Source organism: Bradyrhizobium canariense, from assembly GCF_900105125.1.
GTDB classification, from domain to species: domain Bacteria; phylum Pseudomonadota; class Alphaproteobacteria; order Rhizobiales; family Xanthobacteraceae; genus Bradyrhizobium; species Bradyrhizobium canariense_A.
Genome location: NZ_LT629750.1, coordinates 2,065,142 through 2,090,660, shown reverse-complemented (window position 1 = coordinate 2,090,660; position 25,519 = coordinate 2,065,142). Strand labels below are relative to the sequence as shown.

Here is a 25,519-nt window from a genome sequence, read left to right as displayed (position 1 = left end):
GGTCGTTGATCAGGCTGCATCCGAGATGCGCATTTCAACATGCAAGCCGGCAGCCCCGATCATATTGACCAAGGTATCGAGACCAAACAGTTCGATCTTGCCTCGCATGAGATCAGAGATACGCGGCTGGGTAACACCAAGCAGCTTAGCCGCCTCCGACTGGCTTAGCCCTGTTCGGGCGATATGATCCTTCAATGCCATGATCAACGTCGAACGGAGCTTCATGTTCTCAGCCTGCGCAGGTGTATCCTCAATTGCATCCCACACATTGTCGAAGCGTTTCTTGCTCATTGACCTAACTCCTTCAATAAATCGCGGTAACGCTGCGCAGCCAAGTTCAGATCCGCTTTGCTCGTTTTCTGCGTCTTTTTCTGGAAGCAGTGCAGCACGTAAACGGCATCATCAAACTTCGCTACATACAGCACTCTGAATGCTCCCGCGGCATCGCGAACCCGAATTTCCCGCACCCCTCGGCCAACCGTATTCATGGGCTTCCAGTCGTCGGGCTCGCGCCCATGCTGGACTTGGTCGAGTTGATGCCCCGCCTCACGCCGAGCCGCTTGTGGAAACGCACGCAAATCGTCGAGTGCGCTGCCTCGGAATTCGACCGGCTTGAGATCAATCATTAAAACTGACTATACAAAATTTTGTATGAGTCGGCAACTCCTTTCGACTGCTGGTGCCGAGACCGGCGATTAGCGATCTTTGAGTTAAATTGCTGCTTCAGGATTGGTATTATTCGGGACAATAAACATCGGCGCACTACAGTCTTCGCGATGAAGCAAACAGACGCCAGAATTACTGAACTCATGGCCCGGCTTACCGCGCTGGAGCGCGAGCGTGCGGATGTCGTAGCTGAGATCAACACTTTACGATCGATGCGGAGTGAGGAGACCGACCCTATCAAGGTGGTCCTTTCGGGACACGCTGGCGATCCCACGGACCGGAATTCGCCAATCGAGAAGAAGCTTGCCCTGTTTCGCCGGCTCTTCCGCGGCCGCTCAGATGTCTACCCTATCCGTTGGGAGAACCGTACGACGGGGCGGAGCGGCTACGCACCCGCCTGCGCGAATGAATGGCGCCGTGGGATTTGCGAAAAACCGAGAGTCAAATGTTCAGCATGTCCAAATCAGGCATTCCTGCCCGTAGACGACGTGGCAATCGAACGCCATCTCCGCGGAACCGACCCGAACGGCGCCCCGTTTGTGATGGGCGTCTATCCGATGCTTGCGGACAATGCCTGTTCGTTCCTGGCCGCGGATTTCGACGAAGGGGATTGGCGAAGGGATGCCTTTGCGTTTAGGGACGCCTGCGAGCGTCATGGAATACCTGTTGCCATTGAGCGGTCCCGATCCGGAAACGGTGCTCACGCCTGGATCTTTTTCGACGAGCCGATCTCAGCGGCATTGGCGCGCCGTCTTGGGGCCTTCCTGATTACCGACACGATGGAACGAGTTCCAGATATCGGATTCGGATCCTACGATCGGTTTTTTCCGAGTCAGGATCTCATGCCAGTTGGTGGCTTCGGCAACCTGATTGCCTTGCCTCTTCAGGGGCTCGCGCGAAGTTCTGGCAACAGCGAGTTCATCGACGATTCTTGTTTGCCGTATCCGGATCAGTGGGCCTTCCTGTCCGCGATTGCATCTATGCCGCGAGCAAAGGTGGAACATCTGGTCGAGGAAGCAAGTGCATCTGGAAAAATTCTGGGTGTGCGTATTCCTCTCGCAGACGAAGACGAAGAACCGTGGCTAGCCCCGCCGTCGCGGCGACAGGCGCCGCCAGCAATCCGCGAGCCATTGCCGGGTGCGATCACTGTCGTACAGGCGGACCAGATCTACCTCCCGCGTCACGCGCTGCCACCGTCGCTGATCGCGCGCCTGATTCGCCTGGCGGCATTCCAGAATCCCGAATTTTATGCCGCACAAGCAATGCGCCGATCGACCCATGACAAGCCCCGGATCATCTCTTGCGCAGAGTTGACCAGCCATCACGTTGCGCTGCCTCGCGGGTGCTTCGACGCTGTACTAGATCTGCTTGCGTCATTTGGAGTCACAGTAACAATCGAAGATCGCCGTTTTTCCGGTGCGGCGGTCCCATTTGCTTTCACTGGTGCATTGCGCTCCGATCAGGAAACCGCGATCACAGCCCTGTTGCCGCATGATACCGGCGTGCTCGCGGCAACGACGGCGTTCGGAAAGACGATCTTAGCCATCCGGATGATGGCCGAGAGCGGGCGGAATACATTGGTCCTTGTTCATCGCCGTCAGCTCATGGATCAATGGATCGAGAGGCTCACCGCGTTCTCAAATATGCCGCGTGACGCGATCGGCATAATCGGCGGCGGCCGCCGCAAACCGAAAGGTCAGGTCGACGTAGCCTTGATCCAGAGCCTGGTTCGCAAGGGCGAAGTCGATGATATCGTCGGCAATTATGGGCATCTCGTCGTCGACGAATGCCACCATCTGTCGGCTGTAAGCTTCGAACTGGTCGCGCGCCGCAGCAAGGCCCGCTATGTCCTCGGCCTGTCAGCGACGGTTACGCGAAAAGACGGACATCACCCGATCATCGTTATGCAATGTGTGGTCCCGTCCGCCATCGCGTAGATGCGCGATCCGAGGCAGCCAAGCGCCCATTCGATCACGTGGTGCGGATCAGGGACACCAGCTTCCAACTTCAAACGGCATTGGACACTTCTGTCCCTTCTATCCAGGATGTTTTCAAGGAAATGATTGCCGATGAAGCACGCAATGATCTCATATTTGATGACGTCTTGACTGCGCTGGAAGCGGGCCGTTCACCCGTCGTGATAACCGAGCGTACCGCCCATTTGGAGATCATCGCAAAGCGTCTTGAGCGTTTCGCAAAACATGTCGTCGTATTGCGCGGTGGGCAAAGCGAAAAGCAGCGCCGCGACATCGCTACGCGGCTCGCAGCAATTCCCCAAACCGAGGAACGTGTCATTGTCGCGACCGGACGTTATCTCGGCGAAGGTTTCGATGATTCCCGCCTCGACACCCTTTTTCTTACCATGCCAATTGCGTGGAAAGGTACCCTCGCTCAGTATGCCGGCCGGTTGCATCGTCTCAACGACGTCAAGCGCGAGGTGATCATTTATGATTATGCCGACATGAGAGTGCCGGTCCTGGCCCGCATGGCTGCGAAACGCCGTGTTGGCTATCAGACGATAGGTTACAAGGTGTTGGGTACGCGTGATCTGTTTTCTGATCGGGCGGTTACGCCGAACGAACCCACATAGGTCTCGCGCGGATCGCCGACCGGTCAGGCGTCTGCGTCACGGCAGTGCCATTCCCATTTCAAATTCGACGAGCTGGCGTAGTTGGGCGTGGCCAAAACACTTTGTCGAGGAGCGGTACTGCACGGGCATTTTTGGTACTGCCGCGCAGTACCGGGCCAGGTAGAAATAAGCGAAAATAATCGAGTGATCGGATCAAGCCGTTGAAAAGAAAGAAAAATGCTTTAGCACTGGCGCTTCAGATTGTCGGTCGGACCAAAATCGATTGGACCGACATAAATGAAAACAACATGTTAACTCACCGCTTTTCCGTGGCGCCGATGATGGATTGGACCGGGACATCTCGAAAAGCGAAGTACAATCAGCGCTTAGGCGCGGTCGTTGGGCGCCGTGCAGTACCAAATGCAGTACCGAGCCGGTGTGAGGCGTACGCAGGCGATTGATGTCGCAATTTGGTGTGCATTGGGTCACTCGCGCGTAGCGCAGCGTACTACGCCAATCTGCGCGATTGTGCTCCTTCGAACGAAGGCGGCGTTCTGTCTTTTTTATCGAGGTGATGGAGGCTGCGTATGTCACGCCCGGCTTTGTCACTATTCGCTCCTTGGGCTCGGCCGAGTTTGAAAAGCTCGGCGGCGGTTCTCTACGGCTTTCGTCTCAACGAAAATGTTCGAGGCCAATCGTCGTCAGAGCTCAATTCGCAGAATGGGCGGTTATGGAACGCCATTGGCGCAATGGTGGACGTTACGCATCATTCAGGCAAGGTACTTAAACTGCTTATCTGACATGATCACCGCCGGCTGCGCAGACGCGAGTCCCGGCTAGCCGCATGCGGCGGCTCAAGAATGAACTGTTTGAGATCGTTGCCGGCAACCACCACAATTACGAAATTCAGCTTTCCATCTTCATTCATTAGACCGCCGCTTATCGCCCTTCCTTGCGCGTTTCTCTCGGCAACAACGATCCCGTCGGCAATCTCGTGCCTAACATCGTTCAGAGCGATGAGGTTAGTTTGATCCTCCCGTGTCAGATCGGTTACCAAGGATATAATCGTCCCACCGACGATCGCCCCGCTATTGGCATCGATTGCATCGTCCCAGACCTGATTTCCGCGATATGTTTTCACCCGATAGACGGGAGTGCCTAATGTGCCATCAAAGCTGACATCTACGACCCTTGAGCCTGCGTGAAGGCTCTGCGCTGCTGCGAGAGCTGCCCGTATTGATACTTTGATGGTACGGAAGAGTTCGAGCTCGCGACCAACGATATCCTTCTTTTTTACATTGCTGTCTTCCTGACCCTCGGTTGAGGTCGCGATCAGCTCCCGCCGAGCGTGGGCGTACGAGGGAACGCATGTCAGCAGCAGAGGACGCATTATCAAGATGTCAGGTATCAACGGCCGGTGTTCCATATCGTTAACTGCCTGGAGCGAACGTATTGTATGGGGTCGAAGTGTGGATGATCTTGTATATTCTTGCGACATCGCCGATCGAGTAGGGGAATGGCTGGAAGAAGATGCTGTGGAGGATAGAAAGCAACGATAGCCGTACCATCTCGGCGCAAGGGGCCGGGCTGGCGTGCTGCCGTCCCGGCGTAGTAGGTCATCAGTCAGGTTTCAGTGGCGGCAGTCTGTCTGAAGTCGTCGAGAAGCTGCTCGTTTGTGCCACGCGGAATTAACGAGGTAGCCACACCGGTCGATTGGAGCCAATCGGACTGATAATCGGATCTGCCCAGAACTCGGGAGTCTTCGACATTTCGACTTGCGAGCCCAATCGCGTGAACTCGCCGAAGGATGTTTGCCCCGTCTGGAGATTTGGTTTGATAGGTTTGTGATCGGGCCCAAGACTGTCCAGCTTCAGCAGAGTAGCATTGTCGACAAGCCCAATGGCCTGCTCGAGCATGACGGTCTGTGAAAGATTAACAGAAACACGGTAGCTGCCTCCCTCGGTGGCGCGACGAAGCAGCGCGGCCTGCACGCCAATCGCACCCAGATAGCCGGTTAGAAAGTCGCAGATGACATTGACCCCATGCGGCAACTGGGGCTGATCGGCCGAACCAATGTCGCAGAACATGCCGGTCAGCCCCGCTGCCGTGAAGTCATAGCCCGCCCAATCAGCCCAGGGGCCCTTTCGTGAATTGAGCTTCATCTCGACGTAGATGATTCCTGGGCGATGCTGCGCAAGTGTTTCGGCCGAAAATCCCTGCCGGCCAGCTAGATGCGGGCGTAGATTCTCGACAAAAACGTCGGCTTCCTTTGCGAGTTCGTAAATCGGCTTTTTGTTGCGATCGATACGCGCGTCCAGATAAGTCTGACGAAGACCAGCATCGCACTGCAGATATATGGTAGGCTCTTCAATCCAGTCCAGCGTATTCAGGTTAAGGCAATCAGCCCCCTGGGCGGCCAATTGGCGCATCGTCGCCGGTCCGGCTACAACATGAACCATGCCGAGTACCCGTAGTCCAGAAAGCGGCCGAGGTCCGTTGGGCAAAGCTTCAGGCGCGCTATCGCCGATCTTTTCGATATGGATGAGGGGAGTAGCCACGTTCTGCTGGTACTGTTCTGTGCGATGATATTCCGCGCGTGTGCGACAAATCGCCAAAGGTACACCGGCGTCCTGTGCCGCCCTTTCCAGATCTTCCGAGTCCCACTTTCTGGTGGCGCGTTCGAGTTGCAGGGGAAGTATCCCGCAGTCGAGCAAAGCGCAGATCCGTTCAGTATTGGAGGCATAGAGTGAGGTAAGCACGACCCAACGCCCGTCGCGCGTCGGCAGGATATTGGTGCCCAACTGCCCAACATTTCCGCCGAACATCTGCGGTACGCCGTTGATCAATGTGCAATCCGCCAGGGTATCCTGCCATGCGCTCTGTGTAACATAGGCCTTTCGCAGGTCGACATGGATGTCCTGACCCTGCCCGGTGCGTTTGCTCCAAAGGATTGCGCTGGCGATTGCATTCGCCGCCGTCACGGCAGCGGAAACGCAGCCGACCTTGATGTGCGTCGGGCGAATGGGGTCCATTCCTGCGAATGTCAGCGTTCCTCCCTGGTCTTTGCGATCCAACCCCGCCTCACTGAGGATAAGGTCCACGACCTTGGTCAAGTCATCATGATTGTTGACGATTGGATAATTGAGCATAGCACTTCTCCGAAAATGTAGACGCTGCCCGGCCATAACCGTCGACATGTGAGTCGTCGGGCCGGCAATCCTCTGAATTCTTTAGGTCGCTCAACGTCGGATGCGCCAGCAAAGCCTTCCAAAAATCTGCTAATTGCTTCGGCGAGAAAAGGAACGACCTCTGTTCGAAACCAGGATCTCCGAAACTGTGACGTTCAGGGTGTCACAGCGGCTGCAAATTTGACGGCAAGTGCCGATCGATATTGCGGCCTCGGTGCATCAATCAAGAGCGAGACATTACTAACTATTTGCACGGCTTAACTGGCCAGCGGATGTCGCCCCGAGCAAAAGTCCGCTCCAGCATGAGCGACACACGAAAAATCACGGCGATACTGGCGGCCGATATTGTCGGATATAGCCGGCTCACGGGTGCGGACGAAGATCGCACGCTGGCTCGGCTGCGGACGCTCCAGAGCGATTTGGTCGATCCGACGATCGCCGTTCACAATGGACGTGTTGTTAAACGGACTGGCGATGGGGTTCTGGTCGAATTTCGGAGCGTCGTCAACGCGGTGCTCTGCGCGATCGAAATACAAAATGGCATGGTCGAGCGTAACGCGGGTCTACCGCCCGAGCGGCGCATCGATTTTCGGATCGGTATACATCTCGGCGACGTCGTCGAGGAGCGCGATGGCGACCTGATGGGTGACGGCGTCAATATCGCCGCGCGCCTTGAAGGAATAGCGCTGCCCGGTGGTATTTGCCTTTCCGAAGATGCTTATCGACAAGTCAAGGCGCGCCTAGATCTGGCGGTCAGCGATCTCGGCGCTACCCGACTGAAGAACATCACCGATCCGATCCGGGTATATTCGCTTCAAGTCGGAATCGCGGTTGAGCTAAAGCTGCAGCCGCAGAATGAGCCCGGGGCAGGCCAAGGTGCTTCAGTATCCCTGGCGCTTCCAGAAAGACCGTCGATCGCAGTCCTTGCTTTCCAGAATATGAGCGGCGACGTCGATCAAGAGTTCTTCGCCGATGGAATCGCAGAAGACATCATCACGGCGCTATCCAAAGCGAAGTGGCTCTTCGTTATCGCCCGAAATTCCTCGTTTACCTATAAGGGAAAATCCACCGATATCCGCCAGGTTGGGCGCGAGCTAGGCGTACGCTACGTGCTCGAAGGTAGCGTGCGGAAAGCTGGCAATCGTGTTCGCATAACCGCCCAGCTGATCGACGCGAACAGTGGTCATCACCTCTGGGCGGAACGCTTTGATCGAGCACTCGAAGATATTTTCGCGGTTCAGGACGAGATTACCCACAGCATCATCGGTGCCATTGCGCCGGGCATTGTAGCCGCGGAGATTCAGCGCTCCCATGGGAAGGAAGCTGCGGAACTCGGCCAGTGGGAGCGCGTGATGCGCGCTCATTGGCACGTTCAACGGTTTACCCCCGAGGATTGCAACGAGGCAATCCGCCTGATCAATGAAGTTCTGCAGTCTGATCCAACCAATGCCATGGCACTCGCCGATCTTGCCTACAACTGGCATATGGGAGGTCTCTTTGGTTGGACAGAAGAGCCGCTCTCGGTCGCAATGGAACGCATGGGCGAAGCAGCTCGCCGTGCGGTCGCCGCCGACGATCGGGACGCCGCCGCGCAGACAACGCTCGCTGTTCATGAGCTCTTCTCAAATCTGCATGACGATGCAATCAGGCGTCTGCATCGCGCGATCGAGCTCGATCCGAATTCAAGTTTCGCGCGCGGTTACCTCGGAGCAGCTTACAGCTTCAACGGCACGCCGGACCTCTCGCTCGTCGCTTTGCAGGACTCCATGCGGTTGAGCCCACGCGATTACCTGACGGTAATTTGGCATACTTGTTGTGCGTGGGCGCATCTGCATGCGGAGCGCTTTGCCGAGGCGGTGGATTGCGCCAAACAGGCGATCGACTTCAATCCGTCCTTCCCCGACTCGCATGGCACGTTGACGGCAGCAGCCGCACATCTCGGTCGTATGACGGAGGCTCGCGCCGGGCTCGACGGCTTAATGCGACTGTTGCCTGGCTTGACTCTGACTGACCCGCGACTGACGCGGCCGTTCCGCCGTCAGGCCGATCGCGAGCGATTTCTCGCCGGCCTAAGCAAGGCCGGACTGCCAGGTTGATCCTTGTTGCCGAAGACCGAACTTGGAAAGTGCGAAATATAAGGATGGCATTTTGCGGATTGGGACCCCGGTGTGCCCTTTTGAGGAAAAGCAATGAGCAAGACGGTTAGGTGGTTAGTTGGGTTCGTAGTCATTGCGGCATTCGGCGCGATGCTCTGGCTTGCGACCAGACCACCGCCGCTAACCGTTCAGGGCGAGGTTTCGGCGGATCGCGTCGATATCAGCCCGCGAATCTCAGCACGCATTGCCACATTGAAATCCGACGTAGGCGACACAGTGGAACGCGGTGCCGTCATGGCCGAACTGGAAAGCCCGCAACTGGTCGCGGCGCGGCTCGCGGCCCGTGCCGCCCTGGCGGTCGCCAAGGCCGATCTGGACCGTATCAACAGTATCCGTCCTGAAACGGTCGCCCAGCGTCAGGCCGATCTCGATGCGGCCAAAGCCGATGAGACACTCGCCCAGGAGACCTACAACCGTCAGATCGAGCTGGCCAAAACGGGAAACGTGCCGCTGGCCCGTGTCGATGAAGCGACCCGAAATCTGTCGATGTCCACCCAAAAGCGCCAAGCGGCGGAGGCGGCACAGCAACTTGCGGCGCAGGGCGCGAGCAAGGAAGAGCGCGCCCTGGCGGCAGCCCAGGTCGAGCAGGCAGGCGCCACGCTGAATCAACGCGATGTCGATGTGGCCGAATTTGTCATCCGCGCGCCGATCTCCGGTCAGGTGACGACACGCATCGCAGCCCTCGGCGAGAATTTCAGCCCTGGCGCACCGCTGTTCTCGCTGATCGACATGAATAATCTGTGGTTCACCTTCAACCTGCGCGAGGATTTGCTTGGCGGATTGAAAATCGGCGACAAATTCGACGTCGTCGTGCCGGCGCTGAAGTCCCAGGTCATTCCGGTGCACGTGACCATGATCAACGTGCAGGGCCAATACGCCGCGTGGCGGGCGACGCGGGCCACGGGCGATTTCGATCTTCGTACCTTTGAGGTGCGGGCGAGGCCGGAAAATCCCGTCGATGGCCTGCGTCCCGGGATGAGCGCGGTCGTTGCATGGGCCAATCGAGGGCGGTGATATGCTGACCCGTCGCACTGTTCGGCCCGGATTCTGGCTGGTTTTCTGGAGAGAAATCGGCTGGCTGCGGCGGCGGCCATTTCTGTTGGGTTTGACGACGATCGTCCCGCTCGCCCAGATGGCCTTTCTGGTGGCGATTTTCAGTGCCGGTTTGGCGACCCGGTTGCCGATCGCCGTTCTCGATCTCGACGGTTCGGATCTGTCGCGCACGATCATTCGTATGGTCGACGCCACGCCGGATACCGCGGTGGCTGTGCGCGTGAGCGATCTTGCCGAAGGGCGCGGCATGATCCTGTCAGGTAAGGTCCACGGCCTGTTGATGCTGCCTCAAAACCTTCAGCGCGACGTATTCGCCGGCCGTCGCCCCGAAGTGGTGTTTTTCTACAATACGCAAACCCTGACCATCGGCAATCTCACGGTCCGCGGCATCAACGCGGCCATTCCTTCGGCGGCCGCGGGAATCCGGTTGTCGTTGCGGTCGGATCATGGCGAGCCAGTGGAGTTGGCGCAGGCCGACCTGCAGCCGATCCCTGTGCAGACCCATGCGCTGTTCAATCCAACGCTGAACTACGTCTACTTCCTGCTGACAGCGCTGCTGCCGAGCGTATTGCAGGTCGTCATGGTGATGACCGGGGCCTATTCCGTTGGCCTCGATGTCGAGACGCCGCATCGGCTTCGGATACTTCGCGCGCTGGGTGGCGGTCTCTGGCCGGCCATGGCCGGCAAGATCCTGCCCTATGCGATCCTGTTCATGCTGCTGCTCGGGCTCGCCGACACGGTGCTGATCAGCTTGTTCGAGCTGCCGCTGCACGGACATAGCGGACTGCTGATTATTGCCGGTCTGCTGTTTGTTCTATCAAGCCTGCTCTTCGGCGCATTGCTGGCGGTTTTCCTGAAATCGACGGCGAGTGCCGTCAGCATCGGGACGCTGCTAACGGCGCCTGCATTCGGGTTCATGGGAATTGGTTTTCCACGTCTCGGCATGAGCGCCTTTGCCTATGACTGGGGCTCGCTGTTGCCGGGGACGTGGTATCTGATCGCGCGCGTCGACCAGACCGTACGAGGGACGCCGGTCGAACTGTCGTGGAAGCCGCTGCTGGTGTTACTCGCTTTCACCATCGGGCTCGCCGGGCTCATCGCATGGAGGCTGGAGGCGGACCGCGCGGGCGCGCAGCGAAAGCGAGCGCCCGTCGCGTCGCAAGCCCCCGGCGAGGCGTATTCATGACCGGTATCCTCCAAGCATTCCGGAACGAGTTCCACCGCATCTTCACGGTCAAGCCGGTTTTTGCGGTGTTGATCATGGGGGTTGCGATCTATGCAGTCTATTATCCGCAGCCCTACCTGAACGAGGCCCTGCGGAACGTTCCGGTCGTGATCGTCGACCGCGATGGCACCCAGGCCAGCCGCGACTTTGCCCGCCGTGTCGATGCCACGTCAGACGTCGCCGTTGTGGAGATGATGCCGGATCTCGCGAGCGCGGAGTGGGTGGTCTACGCGCGTCGCGCCAACGGGATCCTGGTGATCCCGCAATATTTCGAGCGCGAGCTTCTGCATGGCCGTCCATCGCCGGTCGCGCTGTACGCAGACGCAAGCTACTTCCTGATTTACCAGCGCGTGGCCGGTGCGGTATCCGCGGTTGCGCAAACCATGGGTGCCGAAGTTGAGACCGCCCGCCTGGTCGCCATCGGCGTTGACCCAGCGATTGCGGTCGCCGCATCCAGTCCCATGCCCTTGACCGCGGTGCCGTTGTTCAATCCGGAAGGCGGCTATGCGACCTATGTCCTTCCGGGGGCCTTCGTGTTGCTCCTGCAGCAGATACTTCTGATGGGGGTCGGGCTGCTGAGTACCTTGCCTGACCTGAATTCGACCGGCGCAGGCCGCGAAAGACAGACTCCGCTCGCGACCATCCTGGGCAAACTGCTGGCCTACCTCGCGATCCAGGCTGTGGCGCTGCCGCTGTATCTCATCGTGCTGCCCTATATGTATGGGCTGCCGCGACTTGGCGGCATCGGACCCATTCTCATTTTCGCGATTCCGTTCGTGCTTTCGGTCGCCGGTCTCGGTTTCGTCGTCGCCGGGATTTTTCGAAAGTCGGTTCGGGTGCAGCTCATTCTGGGCGCAGCCGGTCTTCCCCTGTTCATGGTGGCCGGCTTCTCCTGGCCAAGGGAAGCAATACCGCCCGTTATCAAGCTGGTATCCCATGTCGTGCCGAGCACGTCCGCCATCGACGGCTTTGTGAAATTGTCCCAGCTCGGCGCGCCATTTTCGGCGGTCACTTCCGAATTCCTCACCCTTTGGGTGCTTGCTATCTTCTATAACCTGGTTGCGCTTCTGTTGGTCCCGCGTGACCCGGCGTTGGTCGTAAAGACCACGACGACGATACAGGCAGTCTGACGGTCAGCGTTTCCTTGGTCGTCGCTACAGCGCAAGTGTAGCTCGTTTACCCCTGCATAGCAGAGCCGCGGACGCCGGCACGAATGCTGGTGTCAAGATGATGCGCAACAAGCGAAGAGGGTCTGTTTCGCAAGGATTTGGGACGCTTTGGCCAGATTTATTCGACCTTCGGGCGTGCGTCGAGCATCAATACCCGCAGCGATCGCCGATTGATGGCAGTGCCATTGGGATAGTCGCAACCCGGTATTCTCGAACGCATCAAACAGGAGATCTCCATGCAGGGAGCAGTTGTCAGGCCAGCGTCGAATGTAACTTCGGGTCGTTTGTTCGTTTTGGATCTAAGCGGTGGCCGGGTGCTCTCGCTGAATCCAGACGGCTCTGATCTGAAAACCATCGTAAGCGAAGGTCGACGACATCCGGATGGTGTCGTCGTCGACGTCGCGGCCGGCCACGTCTATTGGACCAATATGGGCAATCCCAACGCGAACGACGGCAATATCGAACGAGCCGATCTCGACGGCGGCAATCTCACAACTATCGTCCCTTTGGGCGGCACTTTCACACCAAAGCAACTACAGCTCGATAAGGCAAACGGAAGGCTCTACTGGTCAGATCGCGAAGGCATGCGGATCATGCGTTCCAATCTGGATGGGTCCAATATCGAGACACTGGTCCAAACCGGCTACGGCGATCTCGATCGCCGTGATGCCAAGAAATGGTGTGTGGGAATCGCTCTCGATGTCGAAGGCAAGAAGATCTATTGGACCCAGAAAGGCGATGATAATGCTGGTGAGGGCCGCATCTTTCGGGCGGATCTGGAAATCCCGCAAGGCCAGGATCCGGCAAACCGCACGGACATTGAGCTCCTGTTTCAGGACCTGCCTGAACCCATCGACCTCGATCTCGATCTGACCAACCGAATGATCTATTGGACGGACCGGGGCGATCCTCCGCGCGGTAACACCGTGAACCGCGCGCCCATGGATGCGGAGCCGGGGGACCGCAAGGATCCGGAGATCGTCTTTACCCATCTGATGGAAGCGATTGGTCTTTCGCTGGATATCAGGGGTGGTCGAATGTTCCTGACCGATCTTGGCGGTTCCGTGTACAGCGCGAACCTGGATGGATCGAACAGGAAGATGTTGCTGGCTGCTGAGGGCAACCTCACTGGCATCGCGTATGCGGACCTTCCCACGAGCCTTTAGGCCGTCCATGCCGCTCGACGAGGCTCGACCGGCAGCCGGTGACTGATTGCTGGCTATCATCCTCGCGAACGATAGCAAGCGGAACGCAGTTCTTGAGGCGTTTCGCGTCGACATGCGGGTGGTTGTCGATGCGGGAAAAGCCACTTCGAATACAAGGGGTAGCCACCGATGCGGAAGGCTTCGACAGGCTGAACGTTCGCAAATAGGGCCCAATCAGCTTCAAGTCGAAACGCTGCGCGGTTTCCTGGTGAGCCCATTCCTTATGGTCCCTTTCGTTCTGCCGCCGCAGCGCTCGCCGAGCGCATTGCGGTCTTGGATCGTTGAAAAGCCTCGATCGATTCCGTCGGTCAGTCGCCGATGCGCAAGGCGGCGTCTCCATTCGCAAGAATTTGCCGGGATTTGGTCCGCTTCACTCGATCCGTTCGAAGCTGCGTCGTAACAACGGTCAATTCAACATCGGAAACACAGGACGTTGCAATGACACGAATCATCAATCGCGTGGCGATCATCGGCACCGGCGTTATCGGTGCGAGCTGGGCAGCCCTTTTCCTGGCAAAGGGTCTGGAGGTAGTTGCGACGGATGTCGCGCCGAACGCGGAAGCGTCATTGAGAAGGTTTATTCAAGAAGCGTGGCCAGCTTTAACGAGATTGGGACTCGCGCCCGGCGCATCGCAAACAAATCTCAAGTTTGTGGCTGATCTGCCGACAGCCATAAGAGACGCGGACTTTGTCCAGGAGAATGGACCCGAGCGGATCGAGTTCAAGCGGAAGCTGTATGGCGAACTCGACTATTTGCTGCCGGCTGACGTGATCGTGGCATCCAGCTCATCTGGACTCACCATGAGCGAGATCCAGTTGGGCGCTGTGACCCATCCCGAGCGATGCGTTATCGGCCATCCATTCAATCCGCCTCACCTGATCCCGTTGGTCGAGATTGTCGGCGGAGCAAAGACGTCGGAAGACACGATTCAGCGCGCTGCCGAATTCTATACCTCATTGGGCAAGCGGACGATTCGCCTTCACAAGGAGCTGCCCGGACATGTCGCCAATCGCCTGCAGGCGGCCTTGGGAAGGGAAGTCTATTACCTTGTTGCCGAAGGGGTCGTCAGCGTTGCCGACATCGATACGGCGGTGTGTTGGGGACCCGGCCTGCGCTGGGGCGTCATGGGGCAAGTCTTGCTCAACCATCTTGGCGGCGGGCAGGGCGGCATCGAGCATTTTTTCGATCAGTTCACGGGTCCGCTGACAGCCTGGTGGAAGGTTCTGGGGTCGGTGGAATTGACGCCGGAGACCCGTCAGAAACTCATCGACGGGCTTCACGCGGAAGTCGGATCGCGTTCCATCGATGAAATGAACGCGCAACGTGACGAGATCTTGCTCGGACTTCTCGAGCTCCGTGCCAAATTCGAGACACCGTCGATTATGCCGGAAAAAGTGGCCCGCATTGGCTGACCTGGCGCCGGGGTTGTGACCCCGCTGCGCAGGCGGCTCGTCATTCCGCTACGTTTTCAAAAGGTGAAACATGAGCGAAACAATGGAACTGGCGCGCGAACGAGAACTGATTCCTGTACCCGTCGTGCCCCAAGGCACGAAGAAGCGGATTGTGATTGTCGGAGCCGGCTTTGCGGGCCTTGCCGCGGCACAAGCGCTTCGGAAATGCGATGCAGAGATCGTCCTGATCGATCGACGAAACCACCATATCTTTCAGCCGCTCTTGTACCAGGTTGCGACGGCAGTACTCGCTTCTTCCGAAATCGCCGCGCCGATACGGCAGTTGACGAGGAAGCAGAAAAACCTCTCGGTGAGGTGGGCGGAGGTCAAGGCTGTCGATGTCGTGACCCGCACCATAGAAGTCGATTACCATAATGCGAGCCTGAAAAAGATATCCTTCGATTATCTGGTGGTCGCAACCGGAGTGCAGCCGAGCTATTTCGGCCATGACGAATTCGCCCGGTACGCGCCCACGCTCAAGACCATCGCCGATGCCGAACTCATTCGTACAAGACTGCTCAGGGCCTACGAAATGGCGGAAACGACCGACGACGCTGACGAGCGCGCGCGGCAAATGACGTTCGTTCTGGTCGGCGCCGGGCCATCGGGCGTGGAATTGGCGGCGTCCATGGCGCAACTGGCTACCGTGACCCTCCGATCCAACTTCCGGAAGATTGATCCGGCGCAGACCTCAATTCTGTTGATCGAGGGAGGCAAGCGCGTACTGCCGAGCTACGCTGAATCACTATCGAAGAAAGCGGCCACGAGGCTCGGTCGGCTTGGCGTGAAGGTAATGACAAACGCAATCGTGGAAAAGGTGAATGAGCAGGGCGTGACGGTTGCCGGGCGGTTGATCAAGAGCGCAACGGTGTTTTGGACGGCAGGCATTGCGCCTTCTCCTATCGTCAAGTTGCTTGGCGGTGAGACCGACCGCGCCGGAAGGGCATGCGTCGGAGGGTTCATGAACCTCGCGGGTGCTGACGGGGTTTTCGTTATCGGGGATTCCTCTTCGGTGATCCAGGACGGCCGTCCGGTGCCGGGAGTCGCTCAGGCCGCGATCCAGCAAGGCCGGTACGTCGCACGATATATCGCTGCCGAAATCAAGGGACGGTCGGCGCCTGCTCCGTTTCGTTATTCCGATAAGGGAAGCATGGCAGTGATCGGCAAGAATTTCGCAATCCTGGAGACCGGCCACATTCGCATGAGCGGGTTCTTGGCCTGGCTCGCTTGGGCATTCGTTCACATGGTTGCTCTCCCTCAGCGGCAAAACCGCATGAGGGTTCGCATTCAATGGCTATGGTCCTACTTTACCGGGCAGCGCAGCTCACGGCTGATGTCTGAAGCCCAGCATCCAGCAAATTAGTATACGGAGCAGGGGTAGCGCGATGTTTGACGGTTTGGACGCCATAGTCTTGGCTCGGATGCAGTTTGCCTTCACGATGTCGTTCCACATCATATTTCCTTCTTTCTCCATCGGCCTCGCCAGCTATCTTGCAGTCCTTGAGGCGCTCTGGCTCTGGACCAAGCGCGAAGTGTTCATCAACCTGTTCAATTACTGGCTCAAGATCTTCGCGGTCGCCTTTGGCATGGGCGTGGTGTCCGGCATCGTGATGTCCTACCAGTTCGGCACCAACTGGTCGGCGTTTGCCGATAAGACCGGACCCATCATCGGCCCGATGATGGCCTACGAAGTGCTCACCGCCTTTTTTCTGGAAGCCGGGTTCCTCGGGGTGATGCTATTCGGCCTGAAACGCGTGGGTCATCGACTGCATTTCTTGGCGACCTTGATGGTCGCGACCGGCACCTTGATTTCAACGTTCTGGATTCTGTCGGCCAATTCCTGGATGCAGACGCCAGCCGGCTACGCGATCAATCCCGAGGGTCAATTCGTCGCCGCCAACTGGTGGGAAGTGATCTTCAACCCGTCATTCCCTTACCGTCTCGTCCACATGGTATTGGCGGCCTATCTGACCACGGCTTTGGTGGTCGGCGCGGTAGGTGCCTATCACCTGCTGCGCGACCGGCATCTTGCCGGTCCGCGCATGATGTTCTCGATGGCAATGTGGATGGTGAGCCTGGTCGCACCGATTCAGATGCTCGCCGGCGACCAGCACGGGCTCAATACTCTGAAGTATCAACCAGCCAAGGTGATGGCGATGGAAGGCCATTACCAGAGCCACCCGAACGGCGCGCCGCTGATCCTGTTCGGTCTGCCCGATCAGGCCGAGGCCAAAGTGAAGTACGCGATCGAAGTCCCAAAGATGTCCTCGCTGATCTTGAAGCATTCGCCGAACGCGCCGCTTGCTGGCCTCGACACCGTGCCAAGAAAGGACTGGCCGCCGGTCCCCATTACATTCTGGTCGTTCCGGATCATGGTCGGTATGGGATGTCTGATCGCGGGCCTGGGCCTGCTCAGTCTGTTCGTCCGTTGGCGCGGAGACCTCTACCAGTCGCGTCTGTTCCACCTGATCGCGATAGCGATGGGCCCGGCGGGCTTCATCGCCGTGCTGGCTGGCTGGATCACGACCGAGACCGGGCGTCAGCCCTTCACCGTCTTTGGATTGCTGCGGACGGTAGAATCCGTCTCGCCGCTGGCGACTCCTGCCGTCGCCTCATCTCTGATCGCCTTTGTTGTCGCGTACTTCGCGCTCTTCATTGCAGGCGCAATCTACATATTGCGCCTGATGGCTTTGCCCCCGCATCCGAGCGAACAAGGGCCGCGCAGCGATATCCCCATCCGGGCCGCCGGCATTACGCCCGCCGCCGGGGTTGCAGCCGAAGGGGCAGCGATATGAGCGTTTCGGTCGACCTCGCGACAGTTTGGGCGTTCATCATCGCTTTCGCCGTTTTCGTTTATATCGTGATGGATGGCTTCGATCTTGGCCTTGGCATACTGTTTCCGCTGTTCCCCGCGAAGGCCGATCGCGACGTCATAATGAATAGCGTGGCGCCGGTGTGGGATGGCAATGAAACCTGGCTGGTGCTCGGTGGCGGCGGCATGATGGCCGCGTTTCCTCTCGCCTATGCGGTGCTGATGCCGGCGCTGTACACGCCTGTCATCGCGATGCTGCTTGGATTGGTATTCCGTGGCGTTGCCTTTGAATTCCGCTGGCGCACGCGACGCGAGCGTAATCTCTGGGACATCGCCTTCGCCGGCGGATCGCTCGTGGCGGCGCTGGCGCAAGGCGTGGCGCTCGGCGCGATCTTGCAGGGCGTGCATGTCGAAGGACGCCACTATGCCGGCGGCTGGTGGGACTGGCTGACGCCATTTAGCATTTTGACCGGCGTCGCGCTTGTGATCGGCTATGCGCTGTTAGGTGCGACCTGGCTTGTGATGAAGACCGAAGGCGAATTGCGCGAGCGCGCCTATCATTTGAGCTGGATATTTCTGATCGCGATGCTAGGGGCGATGGGCGCGGTCAGCATCGTGACACCCTTTCTTCACGTGCAGTACACCCAGCGCTGGTTCGCCTGGCCGAACATCATCCTGACTGCGCCGGTACCGATTGCTGTTGCGGGCGTCAGCGCTCTGCTGCTACGAAGTCTCGCCAAAAAATACGATTATCAGCCTTTCTCACTGTCGCTAATGCTGTTCGCGCTATCATATGCCGGCCTCGGCATCAGTTTGTATCCCTACATCGTGCCGCAGAGCATTACGATCTGGCAGGCAGCCTCTCCGGAGAAGAGCCAGCTATTCATGCTGTTCGGAGTGGCCGTGCTGATCCCGCTCATTCTCGGCTATACGGCATGGGCCTATTGGGTTTTCCGCGGAAAAGTGAACACCGCGAGTGGGTTTCATTGATGGCTTCCCGGCAAAGTCAGCATTCCCTGAAGCAGCGCCTCTCATGGTTCGGAGTGCTTTGGCTCGGCGGCGTTGGCGCAGTCGCGATGACATCGCTTGTTTTGCGCCTCTGGATCGTGCCGAACTGAGGCTTAAGCGTTTGTTGACATTGGAGGAAATTGGAGCGCACATTGAAGCGTCTCCTGGTCGTAAGGTCTCCCCGCGCTCTGACGTCATGGAGCGGTCGAGGGGAGCTACTCGGTGAGTACCATTATGGTCGAACCAAAGCGCATCCAGCGCGCTTCCCTAAGCGGCAATGAATTCCTGACCGATCCTAGATCTGACGAACTCACGTTGCTCAAGATGGGGGCGGCATCCGATCCCCATAGCATGATGGTGCTTTACAGGAGCGACGGCCGAGGCGAGGGCGTCAGGAGTCCGAACCCGCAATTGGACGGGTTCCTGGCAGTGATTGTTTTTCAGGAAATGAAAGAATTCACTTTGCACAGGAACAGGAAAGGCATCCAGATTCCCCGATCCGTCAGAGGATCGACGGGGCTACACGACCTTCGCAACGCGTGGTCATCGGCAAAGCATCCTACTTACTCGTTAAACCTGGTTTTCTCCTCAGCTTTTTTGGGAGAGTTGCAACCAGGCGGCGGATATCGTGGAATGGATATGTTGCGCGATGCGCTCGACTATGGGAGTCGCGATGAAACCCTGTTACATCTTGGCTTGGCGTTGGTGCCGGCCTTCAAAGAGCCAGAAAAGGCCAACCGCCTTTTCGTAGATCAAGTATTTTTAGCTGCGAGCACCCACTTAATCTCAAAACACAGCGCTCAACAGCCGTTGGCTTCGTTGCGTGGAGGCTTGACCCCATGGCAAGAAAAAACGGCGAAGGAATATCTTGCCGCCAACATACAGTCCAATGTCTCGTTAGCGGACCTTGCCAATCTTTGTAATCTCTCCCCGCCGCATTTTGCGCGTTTGTTCAAAAGGAGTACCGGTACCTCTCCCTACAGGTGGTTTATAGAGCGGAGACTGGTGCTTTCGAAGTTGATGCTGGAATCGACGAACGACGACTTGGCAGAGATCGCTTTGGCGTGCGGTTTCGCGGACCAGAGCCATTTCACCAGGACCTTCTCCCGGATTGTCGGGCTTAGCCCGGCAGCATGGCGGCGCTTGCAAAGAAACTAGTTGCTGTGACTGGTCGGCGACTGAATGCCCCGACGCAGCGGCTGTTATCGGTGTCCCCAGCTCGATCGGCAGCTTTTCCGGGTGCGTCAAAAATGCTCGAATTTGCGAATATCGAACAAAATCAGTTCGGATCGTGAAAGACGCGGAGGTAACCTTTTCACTACGCTCCAAGCGGGGCAAGGCGCCATGGTTCTGGCGCGATGGTTCTGATGGACTACCTAAACCAAGGGTAGAAATCGCTGAAATTGATCGGACCCGGCCCCGACGCAACGTCAGCGAGAGCCTTTTGCGTTGAATAGACGGCGGAGCGGTCATAACGTGCCCTCAGCGTCGTGATGTTCACGGACAACATGCAGATTAGACGGGCGAAAAGATCAGTTGGTGGCGCAGTCTTTCAGCGGCATACTTCCTGCACGGAGGTGAAAGCTCATCGGTTCTTGAGGGAGGATCATTTGTTAAGCCCCACCTCTTCAGAACCCGTGATCTACTTTGATTCATTCCGGCTATTTCCGACGCGACGAATGCTGACGGAAGACGGCAGGCCATTGCGTGTTGGCGGTCGAGCACTTGACATCCTGATTGCGCTTGTCCAACGCCACGGCGAGGTCGTCGAAAAAAGCGAACTTCTGAATCTCGTCTGGCCCAACACGTTTGTTGAGGAAGATAACCTCAAAGTTCATGTGTCGGCGTTGCGCCGGGCGATGGGAGATGGCAGCGCCGGAAAACGCTATATTGTCTCGGCTCCGGGGCGCGGCTATGCTTTTGTGTCACCGATCACTTTTGAGTCTATCGATGAGAAGATAGAACCGGCGGTTCACAGGAAGCGCACGCACAATCTGCCGACGCTGCTGACGCGATTGATCGGACGCACTGCCGCCGTCGCCCGGCTGGCACAGCAGATCGAGCATCATCGCATTGTCACGATTGTTGGGGCGGGCGGAATCGGGAAGACCTCAGTCGCTCTCTCCGTTGCCGAGCAATCGATCCCTGTCTTCGAGGACGGGGTCTGGCTCGTCGATCTTGCTTCGGTTGCGGAAACCCGCCTTGTGCCGCATGCTCTGGCGAGAGTCTTGGGCCTGGAGACCCGCGACGACGATTTGCTACCCAGTCTCATCAATGCCCTTCGCGACAAGCATTTGCTGCTCGTGCTCGATAACTGCGAGCACGTCACTCGGGAGGCAGCTCGCGTAACGGCCGAGTTGATGCGGAACGCGCCTCGCGTGCGAATCCTGGCGACCAGCCGTGAACCTTTGCGCATCGAAAGCGAACATCTGTATCACCTGCCATCCCTGGATTGCCCGGCTTCGCCGGGAACCTTGACGGCGGCCGAGATACAAGGTTACCCGGCGATCCAATTATTTGTCGAGCGCGCCGCGGACAACCTCACTGAATTCGAGATCAGCGATGCTGACGCACCGATTGTTGCCGAGATTTGCGCCAAGCTCGACGGTATACCGCTGGCGATCGAGTTCGCGGCGGCTTACGTCGGAACGTTGGGATTGCGCGGAGTGGTGTTGCGCCTCGAAGACCGCTTGCGACTGCTCTCGCCGCGACGCAATGCGGTCATCGAGCGTCACCAGACCATGCTCGCTACTCACGATTGGAGCTATGCTCTTCTCGATAAATCGGAGCGAGCGATCCTGCAACGACTCGCCTGTTTCACGGGAAACTTCACCATGGACGCGGCGAGTGTGGTTGCCGCGGGAGATGGCATGACGTCATCGGAGGTCGTCGATCATGTCGCAAGCCTTGTTACGAAATCCCTGGTCTCGGCTGATGTTGGAGGCGTGGTCGCGCATTACCGGCTGCTCGAAACCACGCGCGCATACGCGTTGGAGAAGCTGCATGAAGCGGGCGAATTGGACGCCGTGGCTCGGCGTCATGCCACTTATTTCACCGATTTTCTGGATCGTGCCTGGTCCGATAAAGTGCAGCTGTTCGAGCAAGGCGGATATGCCAGTATCGGCGATCAGCTAGGCAATGTACGCGCCGCGTTACAATGGACGTTTTCAACGACCGGAGATGTTGCTTTGGCAGCAAAGCTCGTCGCTGGAGCTGGCCTGTATTTTGTCGAACTCGGTTTGATTACGGAGGCCCGGGATTGGGTCGGGCGCACACTCGAGATACTTGACGACGCTCATCGAAACACGCGCCAAGAAATGATGCTCCAATACGCCTACGCGTATTCGATGGTGATCACGCGCGGTAACACTGACGATTCGAACCGCGCCATCCTCAGGTCCATCGAGCTCGCAACCCTCCTTGAAGATCACGACCTGCAAATTCGTGTACTCGGGGGCTATCACATGTTTCTGAGCAGAAGTGGAGATAACAGAGCCGCGATGCGGATTGCCCTTCGCGCCGGTGATGTGGCGAAGAAGGCCAACGATCCCGAAGCCATCGCCGTGGCCGATGCGATGCTGAGCCGCTCCTATTACTACGCGGGAGACCAGGAGAAAGCGGAAGCGTGCACCCGCGCCGTCTTTCAAAGGGTGCCGCTTGACCGCAAGATAAATACGATCAGGTTCGGCAACGACCAAAGAGTTCGGGCCCTGGCCGGCGAAGCAAGCATCCTCTGGCTTGTCGGCCGTCCAAAGCAGGCCCAAGCCTCTGTCCACCAATTGTTGAAGCTTTCAGGGCGCCTCGGCGATCCGATCGCGGGAGTTCAGGCGGGATACGCCGGTTCAATTGTGGCCTTGCAATGTGGCAATTGGGGTTGGGCAGGCGAGCTCATCAAGCAGTTGGGAGCGGTCGCGCGTGAGCATGCAGTAGCGCCATTTCCTGCCCTGGCTGCCTCATTGGAGGCTGAGTTATTGTTCCGAACGGGCACGAGCGATGCGGCGGCTCGCCTTTCCGTCCTGCTGGATAGTTTCGAAACGGTCCGATTATCGCGATATAATCCGGCCTATCATGGCATCGCGGTGATCGAGGCCCTAACGGATGTCGGTCGTGACACGGAGGCCAAAGCCCTGCTCGACGAACTGGTCGCTGACATGAAGCGTAAGGGGCAACTATTGTTTATCCCTGAGTTTCGTCGTCTGGAGGGCGATATCTTGGCTGCCAGGGGCGAGGCGGTCGCAGGAGAGGCGCTGTCCGCCTACCAACATGCAATTCAGCTAGCTCACGAGCAATCAGCGCTCGCCTGGGAGTTACGAGCCGCAACCAGCCTGGCGCTATTTTATCGTAGCCGTGACCCTGAAAAGGCCAAGTCGGTTCTACTTCCAGTCTATCAGCGCTACACCGAAGGACACGAAACCACCGATCTAGTGGCGGCCAGACGCCTCCTTGATGATTTGGCTTCCGAGCAAGTTGGCCGGAATGCAGGGTAACCCCGATTGAACTGCCAGCATCGGCCTCGCGTCCGTTCCAAAATCTGGCCTCTTCACACGAGATCGACCGATTGGAGCCCGCGGAGCGCGGCTCAAGTTGTTGTTCTCGGGAGCGCTCGGCGCCAACCAATCGGCCGCCTCGGTACGGCTGTGAACGGATCTACAATCGCCTCAAGGAGGTGAAACCCGCCTCGCTTTACGATTCTTTACCGGACTTCACTGGCTGCAGGTTCAGACTGATCTAGGCTTAGCCGTCTGCTTGTAGCTTTTTGAACCGGGAGAGCAGGATGCTTTCGTCCAAGCGAGCCACTTTACTGAAAGACCTGTCGCCCCATCTCAGCGGGTCGCTGGGTGAGGGAGCTCCGTCACACCGCAAGGTCCCTTCGAACTCTTGCTCGCCGATTCAGTCATCCAATCCGGGGCCGCTCGAGACTGGCGCAGCGCCGGTCTTTATCGGGTCCAAGCCGCGTCGTTCCCCCCTATCCGTGGAGGAGTTTCCCGTTCGGCTGGTCCCCAGTTCGTCTCGCTTTACCGGTGCACGCGCAGCAGCAAGCGAACCGGAATCGCCGAAATCAGCTGTCGGTAATGCTAACGAGATTTCGTTCGGCCCATTCAGGCTATTTCCGGAAGAGCGGCTGCTGCTTGACGCGGACCGGACCGTTCGTATCGGCAGCCGCGCCCTCGATATCCTCATCGCGATGGTCGAGCGTCCGGGCGAGTTGGTCAGCAAAGAAGAGCTCATGGCCAGAGTCTGGCCAAACCTGCACGTCGAGCCTGCCAATTTGACCGTCCATGTTGCCGCATTGCGGCGACTATTGGGCGATGGAAAAAACGGAAATCGCTACCTGATCAACATTCCAGGGCGCGGCTATCGGTTCGTAGCGGGCGTCATTCGCGCGAAGAAGCAGAGCATACCAGCGGAACTGTTCATCAGATCCTGCGCGAACAATCTGCCTGCCCAAGTTATGAGACTGGTTGGCCGCGACGAAATGGTGGCTATGTTAGCCGTACAGTTGGGCAAGGAGCGCTTCCTGACCATCGTGGGTCCTGGCGGCATTGGTAAGAGCTCCGTTGCTCTCGCCGTCGCAGAACAGGTTGTTGAACGTTTTGATGACGGCGTATGGCAGATTGATCTGGCTCGCCTAAACGACGCCAGCCAGATCTCCGGCGCGATTGCTTCAGCGTTACATTTTGGTGAAGCCTGCGGAACGACCGTAAGTTCTCTCGTCGAGTCCCTTCGCAATAAGCGGATATTGTTGTTCCTCGACAACTGCGAACATTTGGTGGAGGCCGCGGCATCAATCGTAACGACGATCTTGCGCGGCATTCCCGGCGCGCGAGTCCTTGCAACCAGCCGGGAGGCCTTGCGCGCTGAGGGCGAGCACAGATACCGGTTGCCGTCACTAGGCATTCCTTCAGGACCTAGATCGCTTAATTCTGCCGAGGTGCTTCGATTTTCGGCCGTCGAGCTGTTCGTGCGCTGTGTGACGGCAAAACTGGAAAGCTTCGAACTGAAAGATGACGATGTGCCGCTCGTCATCGACCTATGTCGCAGGTTAGATGGCATGCCTTTGGCGATCGAATTCGCAGCAAGCCTGATCGACACATTCGGTATTCGTGGAATAATGCAACACCTTGAGGACGGGCTGCATGTCCTAACCGGTGGCTACCGAACGGCGCCACCCCGGCATCAGACGCTGCGGTCGACACTCGATTGGAGTTATGAGCGGCTTTCCGAGCAGGAGCGCATTATCCTGCGCCGGCTCTCAATCCTAAAAGGCGACTTCACGCTCGACCAAGCGACAGCCGCGGCCTTGAGCGATGATGTCGAGCCATCCGGTATTACAGACAGTGTCGCCAGTCTTGTTGCCAAATCGCTGATTTCAGCAGATATCTCCGGCACAAAGACCTCGTACCGGCTCCTGGAGACGACAAGAGCTTACGCCTTGGACAAGTTGCGGCAAAGACCCGATCGAAGCCGTAACGGAACGGCGATTGCGACACGCTGATGGCGAATATCGCTGGCTATTGATTCATCGCAAACCGCTTCGCAACGCGGACGGAATAATAGTGAATTGGTACGGCGTTGCGGAAGATACCGAGGACCGTAAGTTCGCCGAAGAGAAGTCGCCGGCAACCGAACAAGATTTGTGAGCGACGGTGAACACGATCCCGTCGCTTGTCTGGCAGGCTGGTCCGGACCGTACGCTCATGACGCAACCTTTAGATGGATCATGCGGCGGATTGTTGTGCACTAGGATTATCGTGCTGTTTTTCTTCAGAACGCACCGACTCTACGACGTTGTCGTCCGTACGATCGCAAGTCCCGCCGCGTGCAACTTTCCGTGCGACATGGCGACCGAAACTACGATCGCAGTATTGCGGGCCTAGGCACCGGCAAAGCGTAGCGTTACTTTCCTTCTGACTTTGATCGGCTTTCTAGCCGCTTGTCCCGACGCTAACGGGATCGCTGCGGCGAGGTAGAAGGTGGCGTCTAGCACCGCGGTACTGCACGCGTTCAGCAAGTAC

At 57.9% G+C, this 25,519-nt stretch carries 20 protein-coding genes; 16 read left to right on the top strand and 4 right to left on the bottom strand.

Translation table 11 applies throughout. The annotated features are described in order from the left end of the window. Positions 1–9: 9 nt before the first annotated feature. The gene (locus BLV09_RS10170; protein ID WP_100381139.1) at positions 10–291 is read right to left on the bottom strand and encodes a helix-turn-helix domain-containing protein; all 282 of its coding nucleotides are present in this window, start codon (positions 289–291) and stop codon (positions 10–12) included. Further along, the gene (locus BLV09_RS10165; RefSeq protein WP_146687194.1) at positions 288–626 is read right to left on the bottom strand and encodes a type II toxin-antitoxin system RelE/ParE family toxin; all 339 of its coding nucleotides are present in this window, start codon (positions 624–626) and stop codon (positions 288–290) included. Before BLV09_RS10165 ends, BLV09_RS10170 begins: the two co-directional genes overlap by 4 nt. 150 nt (positions 627–776) lie before the next feature. Between BLV09_RS10165 and BLV09_RS10160 the strand changes: the two genes are divergently transcribed. The 3 genes from BLV09_RS10160 (at position 777) to BLV09_RS37170 (ending at position 3,696) form a co-directional block, all read left to right on the top strand. Next, a complete protein-coding gene (locus BLV09_RS10160) occupies positions 777–2,603 on the top strand; it encodes a TOTE conflict system archaeo-eukaryotic primase domain-containing protein (protein ID WP_244549025.1) in 1,827 nt (608 codons plus the stop codon). 122 nt (positions 2,604–2,725) lie between these two features. Continuing rightward, positions 2,726–3,256: a DEAD/DEAH box helicase gene (locus BLV09_RS37985; protein WP_244549024.1), complete on the top strand. Its 531-nt coding sequence runs from the start codon at positions 2,726–2,728 to the stop codon at positions 3,254–3,256. Positions 3,257–3,456: 200 nt separating this feature from the next. Beyond that, complete coding sequence (locus BLV09_RS37170; RefSeq protein WP_167558680.1) at positions 3,457–3,696, top strand: hypothetical protein; 240 nt, start codon at positions 3,457–3,459, stop codon at positions 3,694–3,696. Positions 3,697–4,040: 344 nt separating this feature from the next. Here the strand turns inward: BLV09_RS37170 and BLV09_RS10155 are convergent, their stop codons facing one another. Then, a complete protein-coding gene (locus tag BLV09_RS10155; RefSeq protein WP_167558679.1) occupies positions 4,041–4,625 on the bottom strand; it encodes a PepSY domain-containing protein in 585 nt (194 codons plus the stop codon). 298 nt (positions 4,626–4,923) lie between these two features. After that, complete coding sequence (locus BLV09_RS10150; RefSeq protein WP_167558678.1) at positions 4,924–6,384, bottom strand: CoA transferase; 1,461 nt, start codon at positions 6,382–6,384, stop codon at positions 4,924–4,926. Positions 6,385–6,725: 341 nt separating this feature from the next. Here BLV09_RS10150 and BLV09_RS10145 point away from each other — a divergent pair, with 341 nt between their 5' ends. The 13 genes from BLV09_RS10145 (at position 6,726) to BLV09_RS38745 (ending at position 25,144) form a co-directional block, all read left to right on the top strand. Further along, on the top strand, positions 6,726–8,519 hold the full coding sequence (locus tag BLV09_RS10145) for an adenylate/guanylate cyclase domain-containing protein (protein WP_146687191.1): 1,794 nt from the start codon (positions 6,726–6,728) through the stop codon (positions 8,517–8,519). A 93-nt stretch (positions 8,520–8,612) separates the two neighbouring features. Continuing rightward, complete coding sequence (locus tag BLV09_RS10140) at positions 8,613–9,593, top strand: HlyD family secretion protein (protein ID WP_146687190.1); 981 nt, start codon at positions 8,613–8,615, stop codon at positions 9,591–9,593. A gap of 1 nt (position 9,594) precedes the next feature. Continuing rightward, positions 9,595–10,818 carry an ABC transporter permease gene (locus BLV09_RS10135; protein ID WP_146687189.1) on the top strand — a complete coding sequence of 408 codons (1,224 nt, stop codon included), beginning with the start codon at positions 9,595–9,597 and terminating at the stop codon, positions 10,816–10,818. After that, positions 10,815–11,987: an ABC transporter permease gene (locus BLV09_RS10130; RefSeq protein ID WP_146687188.1), complete on the top strand. Its 1,173-nt coding sequence runs from the start codon at positions 10,815–10,817 to the stop codon at positions 11,985–11,987. Before BLV09_RS10135 ends, BLV09_RS10130 begins: the two co-directional genes overlap by 4 nt. A gap of 275 nt (positions 11,988–12,262) precedes the next feature. Then, positions 12,263–13,192 carry a 3-hydroxyacyl-CoA dehydrogenase gene (locus tag BLV09_RS10125; protein WP_146687187.1) on the top strand — a complete coding sequence of 310 codons (930 nt, stop codon included), beginning with the start codon at positions 12,263–12,265 and terminating at the stop codon, positions 13,190–13,192. A 477-nt stretch (positions 13,193–13,669) separates the two neighbouring features. Continuing rightward, entirely contained in the window at positions 13,670–14,644 is a 975-nt protein-coding gene (locus BLV09_RS10120) for a 3-hydroxyacyl-CoA dehydrogenase NAD-binding domain-containing protein (protein WP_146687186.1), read from the top strand. Between the two features lie 70 nt (positions 14,645–14,714). Beyond that, on the top strand, positions 14,715–16,046 hold the full coding sequence (locus BLV09_RS10115; protein WP_146687185.1) for an NAD(P)/FAD-dependent oxidoreductase: 1,332 nt from the start codon (positions 14,715–14,717) through the stop codon (positions 16,044–16,046). Positions 16,047–16,068: 22 nt separating this feature from the next. Further along, on the top strand, positions 16,069–17,478 hold the full coding sequence (locus tag BLV09_RS10110; RefSeq protein ID WP_146687184.1) for a cytochrome ubiquinol oxidase subunit I: 1,410 nt from the start codon (positions 16,069–16,071) through the stop codon (positions 17,476–17,478). Beyond that, positions 17,475–18,485 (top strand): cytochrome d ubiquinol oxidase subunit II, encoded by a 1,011-nt coding sequence (cydB, locus tag BLV09_RS10105; protein WP_146687183.1) that lies wholly within the window; start codon positions 17,475–17,477, stop codon positions 18,483–18,485. The genes BLV09_RS10110 and cydB overlap by 4 nt, the downstream gene beginning before the upstream one ends. A 240-nt stretch (positions 18,486–18,725) precedes the next feature. Next, positions 18,726–19,661, top strand: coding sequence for an AraC family transcriptional regulator (locus BLV09_RS10095; RefSeq protein WP_146687181.1), 936 nt, complete (start codon positions 18,726–18,728; stop codon positions 19,659–19,661). A gap of 521 nt (positions 19,662–20,182) precedes the next feature. Next, positions 20,183–22,990 (top strand): ATP-binding protein, encoded by a 2,808-nt coding sequence (locus BLV09_RS10090; protein ID WP_167558677.1) that lies wholly within the window; start codon positions 20,183–20,185, stop codon positions 22,988–22,990. Positions 22,991–23,277: 287 nt separating this feature from the next. Then, complete coding sequence (locus BLV09_RS10085; protein WP_146687179.1) at positions 23,278–24,999, top strand: ATP-binding protein; 1,722 nt, start codon at positions 23,278–23,280, stop codon at positions 24,997–24,999. Beyond that, the gene (locus tag BLV09_RS38745) at positions 24,986–25,144 is read left to right on the top strand and encodes a PAS domain S-box protein (protein ID WP_167558676.1); all 159 of its coding nucleotides are present in this window, start codon (positions 24,986–24,988) and stop codon (positions 25,142–25,144) included. The genes BLV09_RS10085 and BLV09_RS38745 overlap by 14 nt, the downstream gene beginning before the upstream one ends. Positions 25,145–25,519 lie beyond the last annotated feature (375 nt).